The 19669-nt window shown below is 54.7% G+C and carries 14 protein-coding genes; 1 reads left to right on the plus strand and 13 read right to left on the minus strand.

The features are described 5' to 3' along the window. Positions 1-1201: 1201 nt before the first annotated feature. The 4 genes from WCO56_16020 to WCO56_16035 are packed head-to-tail and all read right to left on the minus strand — an operon-like array spanning position 1202 to position 7758. Complete coding sequence (locus WCO56_16020) at positions 1202-1996, minus strand: thymidylate synthase (GenBank protein ID MEI7731084.1); 795 nt, start codon at positions 1994-1996, stop codon at positions 1202-1204. Next, complete coding sequence (locus tag WCO56_16025) at positions 1993-4572, minus strand: glycosyltransferase (GenBank protein MEI7731085.1); 2580 nt, start codon at positions 4570-4572, stop codon at positions 1993-1995. The genes WCO56_16020 and WCO56_16025 overlap by 4 nt, the downstream gene beginning before the upstream one ends. 43 nt (positions 4573-4615) lie before the next feature. Continuing rightward, on the minus strand, positions 4616-6076 hold the full coding sequence (locus WCO56_16030; GenBank protein MEI7731086.1) for a TolC family protein: 1461 nt from the start codon (positions 6074-6076) through the stop codon (positions 4616-4618). Positions 6077-6132: 56 nt separating this feature from the next. Further along, the gene (locus WCO56_16035) at positions 6133-7758 is read right to left on the minus strand and encodes a sigma 54-interacting transcriptional regulator (protein ID MEI7731087.1); all 1626 of its coding nucleotides are present in this window, start codon (positions 7756-7758) and stop codon (positions 6133-6135) included. Positions 7759-7976: 218 nt separating this feature from the next. Here WCO56_16035 and WCO56_16040 point away from each other — a divergent pair, with 218 nt between their 5' ends. After that, a complete protein-coding gene (locus WCO56_16040) occupies positions 7977-8663 on the plus strand; it encodes a hypothetical protein (GenBank protein ID MEI7731088.1) in 687 nt (228 codons plus the stop codon). Positions 8664-8796: 133 nt separating this feature from the next. On the opposite strand, the gene WCO56_16045 is transcribed toward WCO56_16040, so the two are convergent. From WCO56_16045 to WCO56_16085, 9 genes are all read right to left on the minus strand, one after another. After that, the gene (locus WCO56_16045; GenBank protein ID MEI7731089.1) at positions 8797-10191 is read right to left on the minus strand and encodes an ATP-binding protein; all 1395 of its coding nucleotides are present in this window, start codon (positions 10189-10191) and stop codon (positions 8797-8799) included. A 124-nt stretch (positions 10192-10315) separates the two neighbouring features. Further along, complete coding sequence (locus tag WCO56_16050; GenBank protein ID MEI7731090.1) at positions 10316-11215, minus strand: PfkB family carbohydrate kinase; 900 nt, start codon at positions 11213-11215, stop codon at positions 10316-10318. A gap of 143 nt (positions 11216-11358) precedes the next feature. Further along, positions 11359-12210, minus strand: coding sequence for a ThuA domain-containing protein (locus WCO56_16055; protein MEI7731091.1), 852 nt, complete (start codon positions 12208-12210; stop codon positions 11359-11361). 75 nt (positions 12211-12285) lie between these two features. Then, a complete protein-coding gene (locus WCO56_16060; protein ID MEI7731092.1) occupies positions 12286-12690 on the minus strand; it encodes a hypothetical protein in 405 nt (134 codons plus the stop codon). Between the two features lie 58 nt (positions 12691-12748). After that, complete coding sequence (locus tag WCO56_16065) at positions 12749-14674, minus strand: hypothetical protein (protein ID MEI7731093.1); 1926 nt, start codon at positions 14672-14674, stop codon at positions 12749-12751. Positions 14675-14697: 23 nt separating this feature from the next. Then, positions 14698-16173, minus strand: coding sequence for a NapC/NirT family cytochrome c (locus tag WCO56_16070; GenBank protein MEI7731094.1), 1476 nt, complete (start codon positions 16171-16173; stop codon positions 14698-14700). A gap of 119 nt (positions 16174-16292) precedes the next feature. Next, on the minus strand, positions 16293-16622 hold the full coding sequence (locus WCO56_16075) for a cytochrome c (GenBank protein MEI7731095.1): 330 nt from the start codon (positions 16620-16622) through the stop codon (positions 16293-16295). Between the two features lie 65 nt (positions 16623-16687). Beyond that, complete coding sequence (locus WCO56_16080) at positions 16688-18787, minus strand: hypothetical protein (protein ID MEI7731096.1); 2100 nt, start codon at positions 18785-18787, stop codon at positions 16688-16690. A gap of 18 nt (positions 18788-18805) precedes the next feature. Next, complete coding sequence (locus WCO56_16085) at positions 18806-19645, minus strand: cytochrome c3 family protein (protein ID MEI7731097.1); 840 nt, start codon at positions 19643-19645, stop codon at positions 18806-18808. Positions 19646-19669: the final 24 nt, after the last annotated feature.

The following is a 19669-nucleotide window of genomic DNA, read 5'->3' on the forward strand; positions in this document are numbered from 1 at the left end:
TGGCTGGTTTTGATCTGCCCATTAATGGCTGGTTTTGATCTGCCCGGTGACATTGTTGCGAGAGTACGATTTGATATGGACTTTTCCTAGGCATATTATGTATGTGTTTTAAACATACATAACACCTAGCATCCTGGGCAGAAAGATGTAATTTAATACGTCATTTTATTAACGCCATCGAGTACTTAGGTTTTGCGCCCTGCAGTATTGCGTGCGCCGATTTCAATTGTGACAAGAAGCTTGATTTGATTATCCGGGGAAACTCCAATGTTGTCGTACTGCTTGGGCGTGGAGATGCAACCTTCACTGTTGGCTTGAAAATGACAGTGGCTTCAGGCGCGACTCGACGCGGCACCATTGGTGTTGGCGATTTCAATCGGGACGGGGCACCGGATATTGCGCTTACAGCGTACAACGAAAACAGTATTGTAGTAATGTTGAATCAATCCATGCCAGTCCTTGAAATATCCAGATCTCAAAGTTTTAATCAAATTACGTGGGCAACAACATTAGCGACCAATTTCATCTTGGAGTATGCGACTACAAATTTTGCTCCGGAGTCATGGAGACCTTTCCCGTATCCCCCGGTGTTTATCAACGATACAAAAGCGGTCACTGACTGGACAGATCAAAGAACAAAGTACTATCGGCTAAGGAAGCCATAGGGGATTTGGGATCTGTGCTGTTCTGATATTATTACTATTTATAAATAACAAAGAAGATAATCCATTACACTGTTCTTCACCTTGAAAATCCACCATTGCATGGTGGATTTTCAAGGTGTCAAATTTCCTTATCCGCTGGGGAAAGGAATCGCGGTGGTACCACTCGCACAACTCGTCGTCGAAACACAACGCACGATACCCCCTTGGGGTTCGAATACGTCGGCCAAAAAAATTACCAGGCCGCCCTCGCCCACCTGCGCGCCGCGATGCAAAAGGTTGAGGTTCAGGCGGAATAGGCTTATTACCTAAGCGGTTGATGGAATCTAGATTGGTATATAAAATGCTTATTATTTAATATGTTGGTACTGGGTTGGGGTGAGGCTGAAACTCTTTTGCCCCGCGCGCGCCGGGCGAGGAAGCGCCAGGTCAGCGTCTATAACCAAGAAATAGATAAAATAAAAAAACTTTCACGGAAGGTGTTGGTTACTGCAATTCGTGAAAAATTTCGTAATTTTCAGGGACTGGATGAGCCCGCATCAAACCGCAATCGGCGCTTTGATGGCGGGATGCGGATCGTAACCGATCAACTCGATATCCTCGTATTGGAATTCAAACAGGTTGGTGACACGCGGATTCAACTTTAAGGTCGGGAGGGGCTTGGGTACACGGGAAAGCTGCAGGCGGGCTTGTTCCAAATGGTTTTGGTAGAGGTGCAGATCGCCGAACGTATGCACAAAGGTACCGGGCTTCAGGCCGCACACCTGCGCGACCATCATGGTCAGTAACGCATAGGAGGCGATGTTGAAGGGAACACCCAGGAACAAATCGGCGCTGCGTTGATACAGTTGGCAATCCAATTGATCCCCACTGACGTAAAACTGGAACAGGGTGTGGCAGGGCGGCAGGGCCATCGAGCTTATTTCCGCCGGGTTCCAAGCGCTGACAATGATCCGACGGCTGTCGGGCTTCGTCTTAATGAGATCAAGGACCTGTTGGATTTGGTCAATCTCCCGACCATCCGGAGTGCGCCACTTGCGCCATTGCGCCCCATAAACACTGCCCAAGTTGCCGTTCGCATCCGCCCATTCGTCCCAAATCGTCACGCCATGCTGTTGGAGCCATCGCACATTGGTATCACCACGCAGAAACCACAGCAATTCATAAGCGATGGACTTGAAATGAACCTTCTTCGTGGTGAGCAGCGGGAAACCATCGCTCAGTGGGAAACGGGCTTGCGCGCCAAACCAGGACCGGGTGCCAGTACCCGTACGGTCGGTGCGCAGTTGGCCCTGCTCCAATACCAGCCGTAACAAATCAAGATATGGGGTCATGTTTTTTTCACTGGCTCAGTCTTTTTGGGAGGTACCGTGTCTTCACCCGATTTTTTACCTTCCGAAGGGTGGGTAATTTTAATCATACCGCGTTTACGCGCGACTTCGTTCATGAAAACAACCATCAAGCTCTGCAAGTTGCGCTGTTCCTGATTCAGGAACCACGCCAAGGCGGGCATGGTCAGCAACAACAGCCAGATCCACGCGATTTCCTTCCCCACAAAACCGATGATCAATAATTCAAATGCCAGCGTGCCCCAGAAGGTGACCTTGGCGGGCAACGACCATTCCGTCTTAAGCCGGCAGCGGTAGAGTTGTTTGCCCTGGGAATACAGCTCCGCCACAGTGGTAAACTGCACGGTGCTCCAACGGCTGCCAAAAATTTCGATATCGTATTCGTTCCAACCACCATCCGGCTTGCTTTGCCAGCCTTCGGCATCCAACCGGTTCAGGATGTCGTTGATAAATTCAATGCGATCCACCCAAGTATCCGCCCAGTATTGGATTTCGTCCAGGGCTTCGCCACTGTCTTTGAGCGCCATGGAATCGAGCTTTTCATGCGCACCGGAGGGCGTGGGACGATACGTAAGTCGGCCTTTGTAACGCGCCCAACCACGCGCGAACGGTTGGAGAAAATAGAGCAGCGCAATCAATGGCTTGGACCAGAACGCCCGCTTATTACGAGGTAATTCTGCCTGGAACGCCGCAGCCACACAAATGCCCAGAGAGATCAGAAAACTGGTGATGGCCACCGGCAACAGGAACCGGAATGGCACCGACAACACAAACAGCGGCAGCGTGAACAGAATGTGATACTCGAAACTGGTCATGAGCATCAGCGTCATGGCGGGAGGAGCTTCGTACAGGGACTGAAACAGCGCGCTGCCAAAAACACCGTGATAAATGATGTTTTTGCGGGTTGCCACCCCCAGCTTGGCCGCCGTATAAATGCGCCCGGCCCAAATGCTGCCACCTAGCGAACTGAAATACTCGGGGTGCTTGCGCACCAACAGCGCCTCCGCTTCACCATAACCTCCCTGTTGTTTCAGATAGGCGTTGACGGTGGAGCGACGGTAGTGCCAGACAAACCCCGCCGGCGTAAAACCGATGCGATAGCCGCGCTGTTGCAGACGCCAGCACACATCCACATCGTCACCTGCTTTCCGGTAAATGGGGTCAAATCCACCGATTTCATCCAGCGCCCATTTGTAGAAGGCCATGTTACAACCGGGAATGTGTTCGGCCAGACGGTCATTCAACATCACATGCGCCGGACCGCCCGGCGAGGCCATCACGGCGGCGGCGATCAACGAATCTTCCGGCGGCAGGAAATTATGCCCGCCAATGCCGGTGAATTTGCTGCTGGTCAAATCCCCAACCAGATAATACAGCCAATCCTCATCCGCCCGGCAGTCGGAATCAGTAAAGGCGACAATCTCGCCCTCGGCAAGCGCGATGCCGGTATTGCGCGCCACCGAAAGTCCCCGGTTTTCATGCCGGATGTAACGAATGTTGTGATAAAGCGAGGCGATTTGCGGCGTGGCATCCGTACTGCCGTCATCCACCAGGATAACCTCGTAATTGGGATAATTCAATTTACCCAGCGAATCCAGACACGCTTTCAAAGTGCGTCCGCCATTGTAGCTGGCCACCACCACCGAAACTTTGGGACACTGGATCAACGGGAAATGCGGTGCGATCGCAAAGGCCTGCTTGACCGTCTCAAAGGATGCCTTGGGTAGCCGGTCACGCGTGGTGATCCCCATGGCCCAATCGCTCACCCGCTGCCCTGCCCGCCACCAGTCATCCGTAAAGCTGAAAACCACCGTTCCGGCCAACCCACCACGAAACGCGTCCTCAATTTGCCAACCCAGCAATTCGCATTTGCGCTCTTCTCCCTCGCGGATGGAATCCACCCCAAATTCCCCAAGGATGATCGGTTTGGAATCGGCGATCATTTGCAGGCGGGCCAAGTAGTTTTCAAATGGCCGCCGATGATGCAGATAGACGTTAAAGCAAAAGAAATCCAGATTCTGCGGGCGCAGATATTCCGTGGGTGGATAATTCGTGAAGGTACACAGGCATTCCGGATCAATGTCTTTCACCTCTTCAACCAAGTCATCAATGAATTCGGCAATCCGCCGCGCGCCACTCCAGCGAACGATGTCCGGTGGAATTTCATTCACCACGCTATACGCAAACACCGCCGGGTGACCGGCTCCCATGCGGGCGGCTTCTTGCACCGCCAAGCGGGCGGCTTTCTTCTCGTTGGTGGAATCCAGAAAACAAACGTGCTTGTTCCATGGAATATCAATCAGCAGACGCAGGCCGTATTCCAAGGCCAGATCGAGCAACCACCGCTGCGGCACATGATACACGCGCACGACGTTGGCGCCTAAATCGCGCAGTAACGCAAAATCACGGCGGGTTTGTTCGGGACTGGCAAAGGTCTCGCCCTGGGCGTCCGGCGCGAACGGACCATAGGTCACGCCTTTCAGATAAAATTTCTGATCGCCCAGGCGGAAAAACTTGCCGTCCACGCGCACACGCGGCTGTGAAGTGATGGGAAGAGGCATACCCGCAAGCGGGTTCATAGCGCGTAAACGCGCAAGAACCCGGCTATTTCACCTGGATGTTAACGCCCGCTTTTTCCATCGCCGTGCCCTCCGCTTGGGCGACGCGCGCCAAGGCCTTGTTATAATCAGCCAGCGCCCGGATCTCTTCGGAACGGGCGCGCGTGAGATCCCGTTGGAATTGCAGCACGAAGAAACTGGTGCTCTTGCCATTTTCCAGCTTTTTCTGTTCTGCTTCCAAGGCCAGCTCGGCGTATTCGCGCGCCTGACGCGTGGCGGCAACCGAATCAAAACTGCTGCGCGCCAGGCTAATGGCATTATCAATGGTCACCAGCACAACCTGCTCCGCCTGCTGCACGCGCAATTCCGCTTGCGCCCGTTGATCCTTGCTCTTGCGATAGTCCGATTTTGCTTTGCGATTGAACAAGGGAATATTCAGTTGCATCCCGTAATAATAATAAGGGTGGTCGCCCTCGCGCAGCCCCGTTTCAATGCTGCTTTCATGTCGTCCGCTGGCGGCCAGTCCATATCTTCCGACAAAACTCAAATCGGGAAGGGTTTGATTTTTATAGAATTGAATATCCAGGTCATAGCGTTCCAGATCAATCCGCATTTGCGCCAGGTCGGGACGCGTAGCCAGCCCGGTTTTCCAGCTTTCACTGACATCAAACGAAGCCGGAGCGGCGACTAATTGCTCCGCTGGCGTCAGGGTCAATTTGTGCCACGTGGTCAAATCATCCACAATGAGGTTTTTCAGAAGGTTTTCCTGGCTCGTCAACGCCTGTTTGGCGGCCAGCAAGTCCGCCCGGGTGGTCGCCACCTGGGATTCGGCCTGCTTCTCATCCAATGGCGGCAATGTTCCTGCTTTAACCTTGGCTTTGTTGTCCGCCTGCAACCGCTCGGCAAGTTCCAAGGCTTTTTCCTGCACCTTTACCGACTCACGGGCGAACACCAGATCGTAATATGCCACCCGCACGCTAGTAATAACGGTTTGTAATTGGAAACGCAGCGCATACTCGGACATTTTCAGAGTCTTACGGGAAACCAGCAGACTGTACCGCGGCCCATCAATCAGGGCGCCTTTGAGAATTGGTTGGACCACGCTAAGGCCGCCACTCCCGGTATAACCCTGCGTGTCAAGTCCATGTCCAAACCCACCGCTGGTGAAATTGAGCGGCAATGCATACTGAAGACCATAAGGCCCCTGCCCGCTGAGACTGGCACTTAATGAATCCGTATAGTTTTTTTGGCCAGTGACAACTGAATTCGCGTAATTGCGTCCGGACGCCACTGAAAGAGTCGGATCGTAAAGTCCTTCGGCGCTTTGGACGGCGTCCAGCGCAATCTTCGGGTTGAATCGTTCGATTTTGAGATCGAAGTTGTGTTTTAACGCCATTTCAATGCATTCCTGCATCGCAATAGAGCGCACCGTTTGCGGGTTGGACTGCGCCGCCACCGGCAGCGTCCAAACCAGCATCACCAATAAACTATTTATCAATTTCCGCATGGAGAATTCAGGTTGCGTGATTTTTTGCATTTAGTCAATTGCTCACCACATGATTTTCAACCGGTGGGTGATTCCATCTGTCTGAGCTTCCGATACAGGGTGGCCTCGCCGATTTTAAGAATCCGGGCGGCTTCGCCGCGATTGCCACCGGTCAGTTCCAGCACCTGGCGGATGTGCTCCAATTCCATTTCCGCCAAACTGCGATACGGCGAGGCCGCAGCCCCCTCCGCCACAACCCGAACCTCCGCAATGGGTAAAAGATCGGGGGTAATCATCCGCCCATTACACATGACGGCGGCATGTTCAATCGCATTCTCCAATTCCCGGACGTTACCCGGCCAGGGATGCTGGAGCAACCTGTCCACGCAGGCCGGTGCCAGGCGCAAATCAGGCAGCTTGAGACGTTCGGCACAGCGTTTCATGAAATACCGGGTCAGGGGCAGAATATCATCGTGCCGCTCGCGCAACGGCGGGATGCGGATATGCACCACGTGCAACCGATAGAACAAATCCTCGCGAAACCGGCCTTCCTTGACCAATTTTTCGAGGTTCTGATTGGTGGCCGAAACCACCCGCACATCCACAGGCCGGCTTTGGGATTCGCCCACCCGCTTGATTTCCCGCTCCTGCAACACCCGTAACAATTTGGCCTGCATCGCCGGAGTAATGTCGCCAATCTCATCCAGCAATAGCGTACCCCCACTGGCTTCTTCAAATAAACCAGCGTGATTGCGCACCGCGCCGGTAAAGGCGCCGGCCCGGTAACCAAACAATTCGCTTTCCAACAGCGTTTCCGGCAAGGCGGAACAATTGACGGCCAGCATAGGCCGGCTGGCGCGCGTGGAATTCTGATGAATATACCGCGCCAGCACCTCCTTGCCGCAACCGGTTTCGCCGGTGACGAGCACCGTGGTATCAAACTTGGCCACCCGCCCCGCGAGTTCGATGGTTTTTTGAAAGGCCGGACTCCGCGCCTCCACCGCCAGGTTGACACGGGTTTCGTTTTTTTCCTCCATCTGCTGGCGGCGCTGGGCCAACTCCTCCTGCTGTTGGGTCACCTGCTCCGCCAGTTCACGCACCGTTTTCTGCAAGTCCGCCGCCTGGAAAAACGCCAGGTACGGCTCGATCTCCCGTCCCCAGGATTCCAAGTCCTTGCCCACGGATTTGCAGCAGGGCACGCCGGTGGCCTGACACTGCATCTCCACGAAATACACAGGCTTGCCGAGGCAAAATGAAGCGTACCCGCTGGCATACCCCACGAGTGCCCAACAAATCGGATAAGGGGCCTTGCCGATCACCGACAGGTGCTGCTCCACTTCCGAGGCATTGCGCCACAGAATATCAATCTCAACCCGCGCCTGCGCCTCATCCAGATGTCGAATGTTCATCTCGGCCTCGGCCAGCCCATGGATCCGCAATAACATTACTGCCGCTTTCAACCATTCCGCCGTGCTATCCCACTGAAACATCCGCTGCATGGCGGCGGCATCGGTCTGCCCCCAAAAATAACCTTTTCGGGTTAGAATCCGTTGCGCCTGTTCTTCGCCCAACATCTCCATCAAATCCCGGCGAAACAACGCCAAGGCATGGAGGTCATGCAAAATCAACCGCCGCCCATGAAGGGCCACGCGGCCATGGGCAAAATCCACCAATTCGGCAAGGTTAAGATCAACGGCTTTCATGCTTTTCTATCAATTTGATAGCAAAGCTATCATAAGGATAGTTTTATCAAAACGCAACAGTTTTATAATGTGCTTAAGTTTAACGTGTTATGAATATATTAACGGTTGGCATCCATTTTGCTTATCCTTATAAACATGAATGAGAGTGCATCAGAATGACTGATGAAATTCTCATTCGGAAACTGAAAACGCAGAAACAAACAGAAAGTGAGCATATTATGGGCCTAAGATTTTCGTTGCCGGAAGAGAATAATGCGCAGCACACCCACCATCTTTGGGCGCTGTGCCAATACCTGACCGTCAAGGTGATCCACCCATTCTTTGCGGCCAACCACGTGGAATGGGATCCGCGCTTCGTGGATTTCTTCATGCATTCGCGCGACAGCAACCCGTTTGAAGCCACCGGAGCCATCAATTTTTATCCGCCGCTGCGATTTGCCGGACAAAGCGAAACCCTGGAAACCGCGATCAACGCCGCCCTGAATGAGGCAGGGATTGTGACGGGACCTTTTGAACGGGAATATTATGCGGGCCAGCCGGCCGTCAAGGTGGTGCGCATCCCCATCCTCCAGAATGCCAGCGCCCAAAGCGGGCCGCCGGAGGTCACCATGCCAAACAACGCCGGGCGGATCATCATGTCCAAACTGTTCGGGTATCAACCAAAGCAGGGCCAATTTGAATTTGAAGCGGACGACCTGCTTTGCAAGGCGGCGTCGGTAACCGACGAAATGATCGCCACCCAATGCGCGAGCCCGCTGCGCGAACTGGGCACTTCACCCAACGGTCTGCCGCGCACCGCCAGTCCCATCACCGTGAAATCGGTGCGCCGCTGTCTGGATGAGTTGAAGCAACTGGCGCGTTGGGCGCGGGAGCATCAATACCGGAAGATTTCAGCAGCCATCTGACCATGGCTCCTCAATGCCGGGCGGGGGGTAGCTCATACTCTCCGCCCGGTTTCTCATTTTCAAGGTCATGGCCATTGCCACATTCAGACTTGTCAAAACTAGTTTTGACAAGTCTGGTTTTGACAACTCGACCTTAGCCCAATTGGTACAAGTCCGCCAACGAATGCACCTTCACCGGGCCGGGCAGGCGGGTTTTGGGTGGATGATGCAGAAACAGGCGCCGGCCCACGGATTGTCCCGCCGCCAACGGGTAGAGTGCCACTTTGGCCTCCAACTCGCCAAGGGCGTCCGGCAGGCTGCGCACCCGCCCCCACTTGCACTCGCCAAGATCCGTCCAGCCATCGTCACGCTGCCCCACGACATCAATTTGCACTTTCCCGGTTTTCCAGTACTCCCCCACCTTGAACGGGCAGGTTAACTTCTCCTGTTGAATATACACCCCGGCCATGCGGTCACGGCAAAACCCCTCAAAACACTCACCAAAAAACGCGTCGAGTTGCGGCTTGATCAGACGCTCGAAGGCGGCCTCGGGGCCGAACTGGTCAATGGCGGAGAGTCGCTTGAACAGGAAGCGAAACCAAAACCGCAGGAACGGGTCTTGAATTTCAAAATACACCTCGGTCCGCGGACTGCGGGACGCCAGCGGCCAGACCCGCCGCACATAGTTCAACTCGGACAGCCGGTGCAAATAATACTGAAGATCAGAAAGCCCGGTCTGCTCCAGTACCGCCTTGTGGCGCTGGCGATACCCGGCCAGTACCGTCAGGATGGCAAAATAACTCGGCAACTCCTTGAATTCCTCGCGCAACAGAAAGTCGCCTTCCCGGAACAACGGACTGGACGGGGTCAAAAAATGAGCGATCAAATTCTGCTCAATGGATTTCCCGGACTCAAAGTACCGGTGATACAACGGTACCCCCCCGGTGATGAAGTAGGCTTGGGCTTGATGGGTCAGGGAGTACCCCGGATGAAACTGGGCCGCCTCGGCCGGGCTGAGTGGCTGCAGTTGAATCTGCGCGGTGGTGCGGCCAAACAGCGGGCTCTTACTGCCCAACAGGCGTTCGCTATAGCCAATGAATGAACTGCACAGAATCAGCATGATGCGCCCGTCCCGCTGCCACTGATGATCCCACAGCTCCTGCAGGGTGCTGATCAACTCGGGGGAGGCCTTTTCACTGGCGGCCCACTGAATCTCATCAAACACCAACACCAGCCGCGCCCCCTTGCGCGCACCCGCCACCGCCAGCCCCAGCGCGGCTTTCCAACTGGATACCTCGCCCGGACTCGCCAGCGTGTGACCATAAAACAGCCCGGCCTGCTCCAGAAAATCGTCAATCAAAATTTGCCTCGGGGCCTCTTTGCCAGTGAAAAAGATGGCCGGCTTGCCATGGATAAACTGCCGAATGAGTTCGGTCTTGCCCACACGGCGGCGGCCATAAATGACCGCCAGCGCGCCGGATGATCGCTGATACTGCTGTTGCAGGATGGCGAGCGGGTTTTTACGGCCAATGAAACTGGCGTTATTCATGTCCCAACCTTAGTTGTCATAACCAGACTTGTCAAAATCAATTTTGACAAGTCTGGTTATGACAACTGGGCATGCCTCCGCATTTGGGGCGGGGCGGCGGGCGGAAAACCCACGGGGGAGCCGTTCAAAACCTCATCATTTTTTCCAATTCCCGCACGCGCTGCGCAATGTCTTGGCGGGTGACGGCGGCGGTTTTGGCCACCCCAAAACCCTCGCAGCAAAAACTGGCCACCACGGTGCCATGAATGATGGCGCGACGCAGATTGGCCTCCAGTCCGCCCTTGGCCGCCGCGAGATACCCCATCAAGCCACCCACAAAGGAATCGCCCGCGCCGGTGGGGTCCACGACTTTCTTGAGGGGATAAGCGGGCGAGATAAAGAAACCGTGCGGACCGGAAAGAATGGCGCCGTGCGAGCCCTTTTTGATGATGACATAGCGGGGACCCAACTGGTGAAGTTTGCGGAACGCGGCAAAGACATTATCCTCCTTGGTCAGATGTTCCGCCTCGCTCTCGTTCAGCACAAAGCAATCCACGCGTTTAAGCAGTTTTAACAAATCCGCAAGCGCAATGTTCAACCACAGGTCCATGGTGTCGGCGACGACAAACTTGGGACGCCGCATCTGGTCCAGCACATGCGACTGGAGCGCCGGCGCGATATTGGCCAGCAGGACATACGGGGTATTTTGGTAGCTCGGAGGCAATTCCGGGCTGAACGTTTCAAACACGCCCAACTCCGTCGTCAGCGTGCGACGGTTGTTCATGTTGACCTCGTACTCCCCGGACCAGTGGAAGGTTTTCCCCGGCTTGATTTGCAAACCCGCCATGTCAATGCCGTGGCGCTGATACAACTGGATATATTTTTGGGGGAAATCATCACCCACGACGCCGACCAGCCTGACGGGCGCGAAAAAACTGGCGGCCACCGCCGCATGACTGGCCGACCCGCCCAACAAGCGCGGATTTTCCGCCTTGGGAGTCTTAATGGAATCCAACGCCGTGGAACCAACGATCAATACGCTCATAAATATTTGTAATTAGTTCGATTTTTTTGGCGATTACTTCGCCAACATTCCGGCCAGCCTAGTTGCGCCAACGCGGGGCGTCAAGCCACCGATAACCCGCCCACCTCATCCATAAAAATCTGCTTGTCGGCAAGCCTTCAACGTTATTTCCCAGTGGCCACCGGGGCCAATCCCGCCGTCCAGACGATTCCACGACGATACAACTCCAGGACTTCCGGAATCGCAATCGCCTTGAGGTCATGCCCCAAAACGGAGTGAAACACGCGGCCTTGCCCGTACTGCAACACAAAGGCCATCGGGTACTCTTTTTGATCCACCTTCGAGCGCGCCTTGGCCAAAATCTGGATGGGCCGATCACCAGCCAAGCAGGTGTACAATTCATCGTCCGCCTCAAAATCCACCAGTCCGCGCATAATCGAATGTTGCGCGTCCGCGATTTCCACTTTGAATTTGCCCCGAGGGTCATGCCCGCGCAGTTTGGGATTCCACGCCCGCCCGGCAAGCTGGCCAAACTCCGGCCAATCCTGCCACGCGCCGCAGGCGAAGTGTACCAACGCCAACCCCTTGCCAGCGGCGACGGCACGGCGGAGATTTTCCCGCGCCTTTTCGTCGGGCGCATTGGTTTTCCAGTTCATAAAATGGATGACCACGGTCTGGTAGGCATCCAGCGAAAGGGTGCTGAGTTGATAGGGGTCATCCACCATCTGAACTTGCAATCGGGCGTCTTTTTCCAACGCCTCCGCCAGCGCGGGCGCGGTTTGCCGCCAGGGATGTCCGGGATACTCCTGGCCAGTCACCAACAGGACGCGGGTTGTCCCTGGACGCCATGCCGGCGCACGAAAGGCGTTGGTGTAGAGTAGCGGAGCGGCTACCAAAACAGCCTTCCCTTGAGCAACAAACGGTTCCACCGCCGCTTGCGCATTTAACGAAAGCACCGCTACGAAACCCACCACCACGATTCCCGCCAAGCGATTTGAAAATTGAATGGGTCTCATACTCAAGCAGCACGACAAACCAATCCAGCGTTCCAATTCAGGCCCAACTCGTTATTCAGTCGTCTGCGACTCCCATCAAGGGTTGCTGGTGATGCGCGAGTAATTCAACCCGTGGCGCGCGGCGTACGCGGCAAAGACGCGTTCATTCTGAATCAGCACCGCCCGCACGATGCTGGAATCAGAACCGTGCCCCAGCTTGGCGACAAAGTCCGGGATGATATCGGTTTTCTTGTGAACGTACATCAACGCGAAGACCGCCTCGGCAACCGCGACATACGGTAGTTCTTTGTCAGCCCCTTCGGCGAAGTCCTCGACCGCATCCGCCAGGAATTCGAGTTGGTTCACCAAGTGCGGGTACTGTGGCGCACTGATTTGGGTGAATTCAACCTTCCAAAGCGGCAACTGTCGCAGCATCTTTTCCAAGACCAGCGGCGTGATGTGCGTCGCCCCGTGATTCACATATTGTACAATTTCCGGCATGGCGAGACCTTACCAGAAAACCGCCGGCTGGCAACGCTAATGTTTTGCCGGTTCTTATTTAAAGCAGGCTGGACACCATCGCGTAGATGATCAGCACCAGCAGCACAACCCCAATGCCGAACGCCAGAAACCCAAACATGCGCGCAATCGTCTTCCAACTCTGCCATTCGTCTTTGACGCGGAAATCCTCCAACCGCCCGGCGGCGACCAAGCGGTCGTACCAGCGCTTGCGTTCATGCACCAACTCGCCCTTGGAGATGCGCCCCGAGAAGATGACGGTATCCATGGGGAATTTTTCCAACCGGAAATGGGTGTTAAAAAAGTGGATTGAGAAAATAAACCCGGCCGCCAGCAGGGCTTCATCCGAATGAATAATCATGGCGATATTAATGATCCACCCCGGCAGGAACCTGGAGAAGAACTGCGGAAACCACAGAATCATGCCGGAAGTTCCGATGATGGCAACGCCCCAGAACACGGCAAAATAGTCAAACCGTTCCCAATAGGTCCAGCGATCAAATTCAGGTTTGGGCCCGCGGCCAAAGAACCACTTGTAATGCGCAATGAACTCCCGGAGATCGTACCAACTGGGAATCATGGAATCCGGTCCAAAAAGCACCGCCCACAAGCGCTTAAACTGGAACCGACCCGTGGCCGGGTCCACCACCACCGAACGACGCCGCCAGACCAGCCCGATTAATTGCAGCAGATGCAGCCCAAAATACAGGAAGGTGATCAGGGCGGCGAAATGGTGCAACACGCGCGCAGCCTCGGGTCCGCCCAAGAACCGAAAGATGACCTTGGCCCAATCGGCATAATAGAATTTAAGCGGCATGCCGGTAATGACGAGGGTCAGGAAACTGGTGATAACCAGAAAGTGCAGGAACCGCTGGAACGGCGTGAAGCGCACAAAGACATCCTGGCCGTGTTCGGCCTGCTTTCGGGCTTCACGATAGGCAGCCGGATCGCGCAGGAACAGGAGCGCAGAACGCACCAGCCAGAAGAGGGTATGCGCGCCAAAGAACACAAATACGCCCAGTAACAACGACGTCATGAACACGAACGTGGCATTCAAGATCGGGTAGTTTTTTCGATCCAGCGGGTTGGCGTGCGCCATATACCGGGTAAAGTTGGGGTTGGCGTCGGCATGGCATTGCTGGCACGTCTGCAAAATATTCTTCTGGGAAAGCGCCGAGGCGGGATTACTGGGTGGCAAGACATTGTGATGACCGTGGCAATCATAGCAGGCCGCCACCTCCGGGACGACATTGGGCTTCCCAAGCGCCAAGGCCTTGCCATGGTAGGTGTCGCGATAATGCTTCAAACGGTCCTGGTGACACGCGCCGCAGCGTTGGTCGCTGGTTTGCTTGAAATGCGCGGAGCGCGGCGGCTCGATCTTGTGACCGGGATGGCAATCAATGCAGACCGGAGCGCGCTTATCACCCTTGGCCAAAAGCTGCCCATGCACGCTTTGTCGGTAGATTTGTTCGACTTTGACATGGCATTTCGCACACGTATGCGCCAGGTTCAGCTTATAGACGGGGGAATTGGTGCTCTTGACGGTGGCAATATCATGGGAACCATGACAATCCGAGCAGGCGGCCAGCACCAGGTTGCCCAATGTTCGGCCATGAATACTATCCCCATATTCCGCTGCCGCTTTCTCATGGTTGGCCTGGGGTGCGTGGCACTGCGTGCACTGTGGCCGGGGAAGTTTGCTTTCGTGGACGAGCTCTTTCATCCCCCGATGGCAATCCACGCAGTTCATTTTACCATGAACCGACGCTTGAAAACTATTGGTGGCGAAGGCGGGTAAGGGTACTTCTTTGCCGTCCACCTTGCGGCTTTGTTTTTCCGAATGACAATCCAGGCAATCCGTATTGGAGAAGACCTCGACTTTGGCGGTGTTGGTGGCTTCCGCGCCAAAAACTGAGGCCAAAGACACCGTCAGACAGCCCAATGCGGTCACCAGAATTTTACGCATGCAGTTCACCATGGTGTTGCTCCCTACGGTCCACCCGTGTGACAATCATTGCACAGCCCGTCGTAATCGCCACCCGGATGTTTAAATTTTTGACCTTTGGCCTCCAACTGTTCGAGTTCCTTGCCACTGCCTTGGGCCAGAATCACATGGCAGGTATTGCATTCATTGCCCTTGATGGATTGTTTGCCATCTTTGGCCAGATGCTTGTCGTCATGGCAACGGAAACAGCCGGGCCAATCCTTATGCCCAATGTTGTTAGGATAATTTTTCCAACTGGCCTTCATGAGCGGGAAGAAATTTTCCTGATAGATTTGCTGGACGACATCGATGGCGGCCTGGCCGGATGGGCCGGGATATTTGGCACCGAGGAAGCTGGCAATTTTCTGGGCGGCAGCCTCTTTCGTGGCGTATGGCTGCGTCAAAATAAACACTGCATTGGTCTTGACCCACGGGAGGCGGGCATCAATCTTCCCCAATGACATCGCCAGGTTTACGGCATCATTTGGAGATTTATAGACGTGGGCGGGACGATTATGACAATCCACGCAATCCATGCTGCGCAGGGTGTATTGGCTGATGTCATTGGTGAACCCCTTGGCGCGGTACTCCGTAACCACCCCCTGGGCATTGATCGTGCGAACCCACGGAATTTTCTGCCGGGCGGGGTCCGTGGCGATGTACTCCACTTTATTGCCGACATTCATGTGCCAGTGAATCCCACCGACCGGGCCATGCGAGGGATCCGCCCCACCCACCCGCATCACCATGCGCATGGAAAAGAACGTATTGGTTTCTTCACCCAGAAAATAGTTATACGTGCGGTCCAAATTACCCACGAATTTCTTCGGCCAGTGACAGCGTTCACAGGTATCCTGAGCCGGGCGAAGGTTATGGACAGGCGTGGGAATCGGGGTGGGATATTTTTTGGCCATGGTGGCATACACTTGATACGAGCCGGCCAGTTTGGAACGGACGAACCAAGTTGCCCCGGAACCGATATGGCACTCCGTGCAGGTGACGCGTGCGTGTGAGCCATGCTGATAGGTGACGAATTCCGGTTCCATGACGGTGTGACACAATTGGCCGCAAAACTGAACGGATTCCGTGAAATGGTACGTCTGATAACTACCCACCGCCGAAAGCAGTAAAAAACATAGGACACCGATGGAAAACCCGACCAGGATTTTACGATCCCGCGGGTGCGCCAAATCAATGGTCAAATCCTTGGCCCCGGCCAGGGTACCATCCCGCCGAACCTGGCGGCGGCGCAGCCACCAACCCACTCCGGTCAAAGCCAAACCGGCGATTAAAAAGGCGGGCACCACAAGGTACGTCAAGATCCCCATGTAGGGACTCTGCCCATGCCTCACGGAATCCAGAACGAAGAGGAGAAGAAAACTGAATAAGCTAGCCCCCGCAAGGGCCAGACCAGCGAAACTGATCCAGTTACGAAAATAGGAGGGCATTTTCTCACTGGCAACCGGTTGTTCGGTACTCATAATATCCTATGCTAGAAAATAGAAGAGCCCACGTCAATGCTTATGACGGCCACACCAGCTAACTCGCCCTCCTGATCCGTCTTCCAGGAACATATCCTGGAAGACCATGAAATCCACGATTACTTCTTGAGCGTGCGCATGTAGGCGATCAACGACTTGATCTGGTCGTCGGTCAGGCCTTCAGCGGGCTTCATCAAGGTCTTTTCGCCTTCCTTCAGGCCTTCCTTGATGATTTTCATCGCCTTGTCATCCTTCAATTCGGCCTGCACTTTGGCATCGGTATAATCCTTGATGCCCAGTTTGGCACCCATCTTGGTTTTGCCCGCGCCGTCCGCACCATGGCACTTGGCGCAATCTTTATCATAAAGCGCCTTACCATCTTCGGCCTGAGTACTGGCGGCCCCGATCAAGGAAACCGCGACAATTCCAGCGAATACAATGTGTTTCATATGCTACTTATAGAGACTATTTGAACTCATCCTTTATTCAAGGAGTTAAAAAAGGTGCTATCGGGTTAAAACCGGTATTGCAGGGTGGAATAAATCAAGTGTGCATCATAATTATTCCAACCGCCCGAGGCTTCATCCCGATAGCTGTAGAAACCGTATTTCAACGAGAGTCGCATATTGGGGCGCAGCTTGCGGGAAACCATGCAAGTGACCGCCTGTTCCTTGGCTCCAGCCCCGTAACTCATCGCCGCACCAAAGCTGTTATCGGGAGTGTAATCATTGGCCCGATAATAGAAATAACTCGCTTGCAGGTCGGTTTTGTTATCCACCACAAACCCAGCGGTCGTCGTCAGGGTGTAATAATTATTGCGGGCGTTGAGCACGGCCGCCGTATAATTACCCGCTTCAGATTCGGTCTTGCTGATGACGTAGTTGAAACCACCTTGCAAATAGAGACGGCTCACCGGAACCCAAGTAATGTTTTGGGCAAACACATGTGATATCATGCGGGCGCTTTCCGCCTCGCTGAGACCGGCTGCCGCATCCGGAGTGGTATGGATGGTCGAGTATTGTAAATCGTACCGGCTTACCAAGGTTACATTGTTCAACGGACGCAAGGTCAGGCGAACATTGCCACCGTCCGTATCCAGGTTTTGGTCCTTCAAATAAGCGGGATACCGATTACCGCTAAGCGGAGTATTCGGCGTATTATCCAGCAAATGGGTGTATTTATTGTCACGGTTCACGTGATAATATTGGAAATCCATATTGACCCGGCGCACCGGATACCAGTTCAGTCCCAGCGTATATTTCTGCTGCAACCGACTGTCGTCAGTATTCTGGTCCACCCGTGGCAAAATACCGTTACCACCATTTTCCTGGTAGTTGCCCTGCCCTTCCAGCAATTCCGCACGGGCATAAACGACCCAATTGGTGAAACCGGTATAACGGATTTCCAACTGCTCGGTCACGTCCAGATTATCACGCGAACTGGTGGAATTGACCAGCGTCGGCGCACCATTGCCAGTTTGCATATAGGTGGACTGGCTATCCGTGCCAACCCGATAAAGACGCACCGAAGGAACAATGGTCCACGACTCGCGCGGGGTGTACATCAGACTGAACGTCCCGGTGAACTCCTTGGACTCCGAACCGCCCGCAAGATTAAAATATCCGAGGCCATTAGCGAGCGCAGGCACATAGGCGGAATCGTAACTGGCACCATACGTGCGGGTCCCCGCAATATCGGTATCCAACGTGCTAAAGGAATATCCCGAGGAGAAAAACACTTTCGGGCTATACCGGGTTTCCGTGAAACCATAGACATTCAGCACATCCGTCCAGACCTGATCCCGGCTGGTGACATGACGGTCATTCAACTGGTTGGGATATTGACGTGAATTCTGGGAATTATTCTGCCTAGCTGATTCGTAATTGAGTCCCAAGCCAAAATCGGTCTTGCCCAACTTATGTTTAATTTCCGCCTCGAAGATATTGCGATGCTCGTCAATCCCCAAAAAGGAGGGCACAATGGCACGGCTTGGCCCGGCACCATAGGGTCGCGTTACCCCCATGGACGTGGAGTCTTTTTCGCCTTCGCGAAAGAGCGTACTATATTTGAGCCTGATTTGGGGCCAATCCTTGAGGGTTAACCCGCCTTCAATCCAGGCCTCACCCCGGTCCAAGTGAAGCGACTCATCATAGAGATGCACCATGCGCACATTCGCCTGGTCACCGGCATAATAACCGCCGCTGCCATCGTACCACGTGCGATAGGCTTTGTAACCGGCCCGGACGAACCCCACTTCAGGGCGCACATATTCCAAGCGCAGCTTGTAATCCTGGTTGTCAAACAAGGCCCGCACATCCAAATTCAGGGAATCCTTCTTCCCCACCTTGGATTCATAGTGCAAGTCCTCGATGCCACCAAAGGCTCCCTGATGGATATAATGGCGCTGTTTCGGGGCATTCGGATTTCCGTCAATCAGCAACCCGCCAACCGACAAATCCACCCAATTGGTGTAGCTTTCAGAGTAATCATCGGGAACCGCCACCGGCTTGTTGGTGGAATCGGCGGCATAACCGGCGACCGCCAGACCAGCGGCGGCAGCGACCCAACCAGCCACCATGGCACTTCGAGCACGTGAAGAGTAGTTTGTTTTCATGAGTGTTCTCGAAAAAGGTTAAAACCGCAGTGAGGCATTGACGCGTGACCCGTGCACGGCTTGGTGGCAACCCGCCGTCCAGCACGTCCCCTGTTTCAGCAGCAGAGTATGGTCCCAACCGCCGATCAAGAGCCGGCCTGGTTGCTGTTGCTGGAAGTGACATTTCAAACACAGGTTCTGATTGCGCACCGTGAGCATTTTATCGTTGACGCTGCCATGCACATCATGGCAGGTGGTACAGCCTTCCCGCATGGCGGCGTGCTCGAACACATACGGCCCGCGTTGGGCGGGATGGCACTTGATGCAGGCGTCGTTCTGCGATTGCAACGCCGTGCCGCCACCCTTGGTGACCTGGCCCTTGTGAGGATTATGGCAATCACCGCAACTCACCTTGCCTTCGGGCACGGGGTGATGATGAGGCAGTTCAAACTGGCCGCGTTTATCCAAGTGACAATCAAAGCAATTCTCCGAAGAACGGCGCGGATTGATGATGGTCTGCCGCTGGCTGCTCGGGCGCACTTGCGGGTCACCCGGTTTGTAGTTCGTGCCCGTGCGCCGCTCGCCCGCGCTTTCCGCGTGCAGGCTGCCAGGACCATGGCAAGACTCGCAACCCATATTGATGGCGTTCGGCCCCGGAGTTTGCAGCCGCGCATGGGTCGCCGTCTTGAAATCCCGGCAGAGATCCTCGTGGCATTCCGCGCAGGCTTTGGACCCGACGTATTTGGCTCCGGGGATATTGGGGGGAATGACGACGGTCCGCGTGACCGTTTCGCAGGAAACCGTGGCCAGGATCAGCGCGGCGCCGCCCGCCAACAGCCATCCCGCCCGGCTTTTGTGTGCCTTGAGATACTTGATCATAAGCGTCGCTTTTTGGTCCGATTG

The organism is Verrucomicrobiota bacterium, assembly GCA_037139415.1.
Classification (GTDB): Bacteria; Verrucomicrobiota; Verrucomicrobiia; order Limisphaerales; family Fontisphaeraceae; genus JBAXGN01.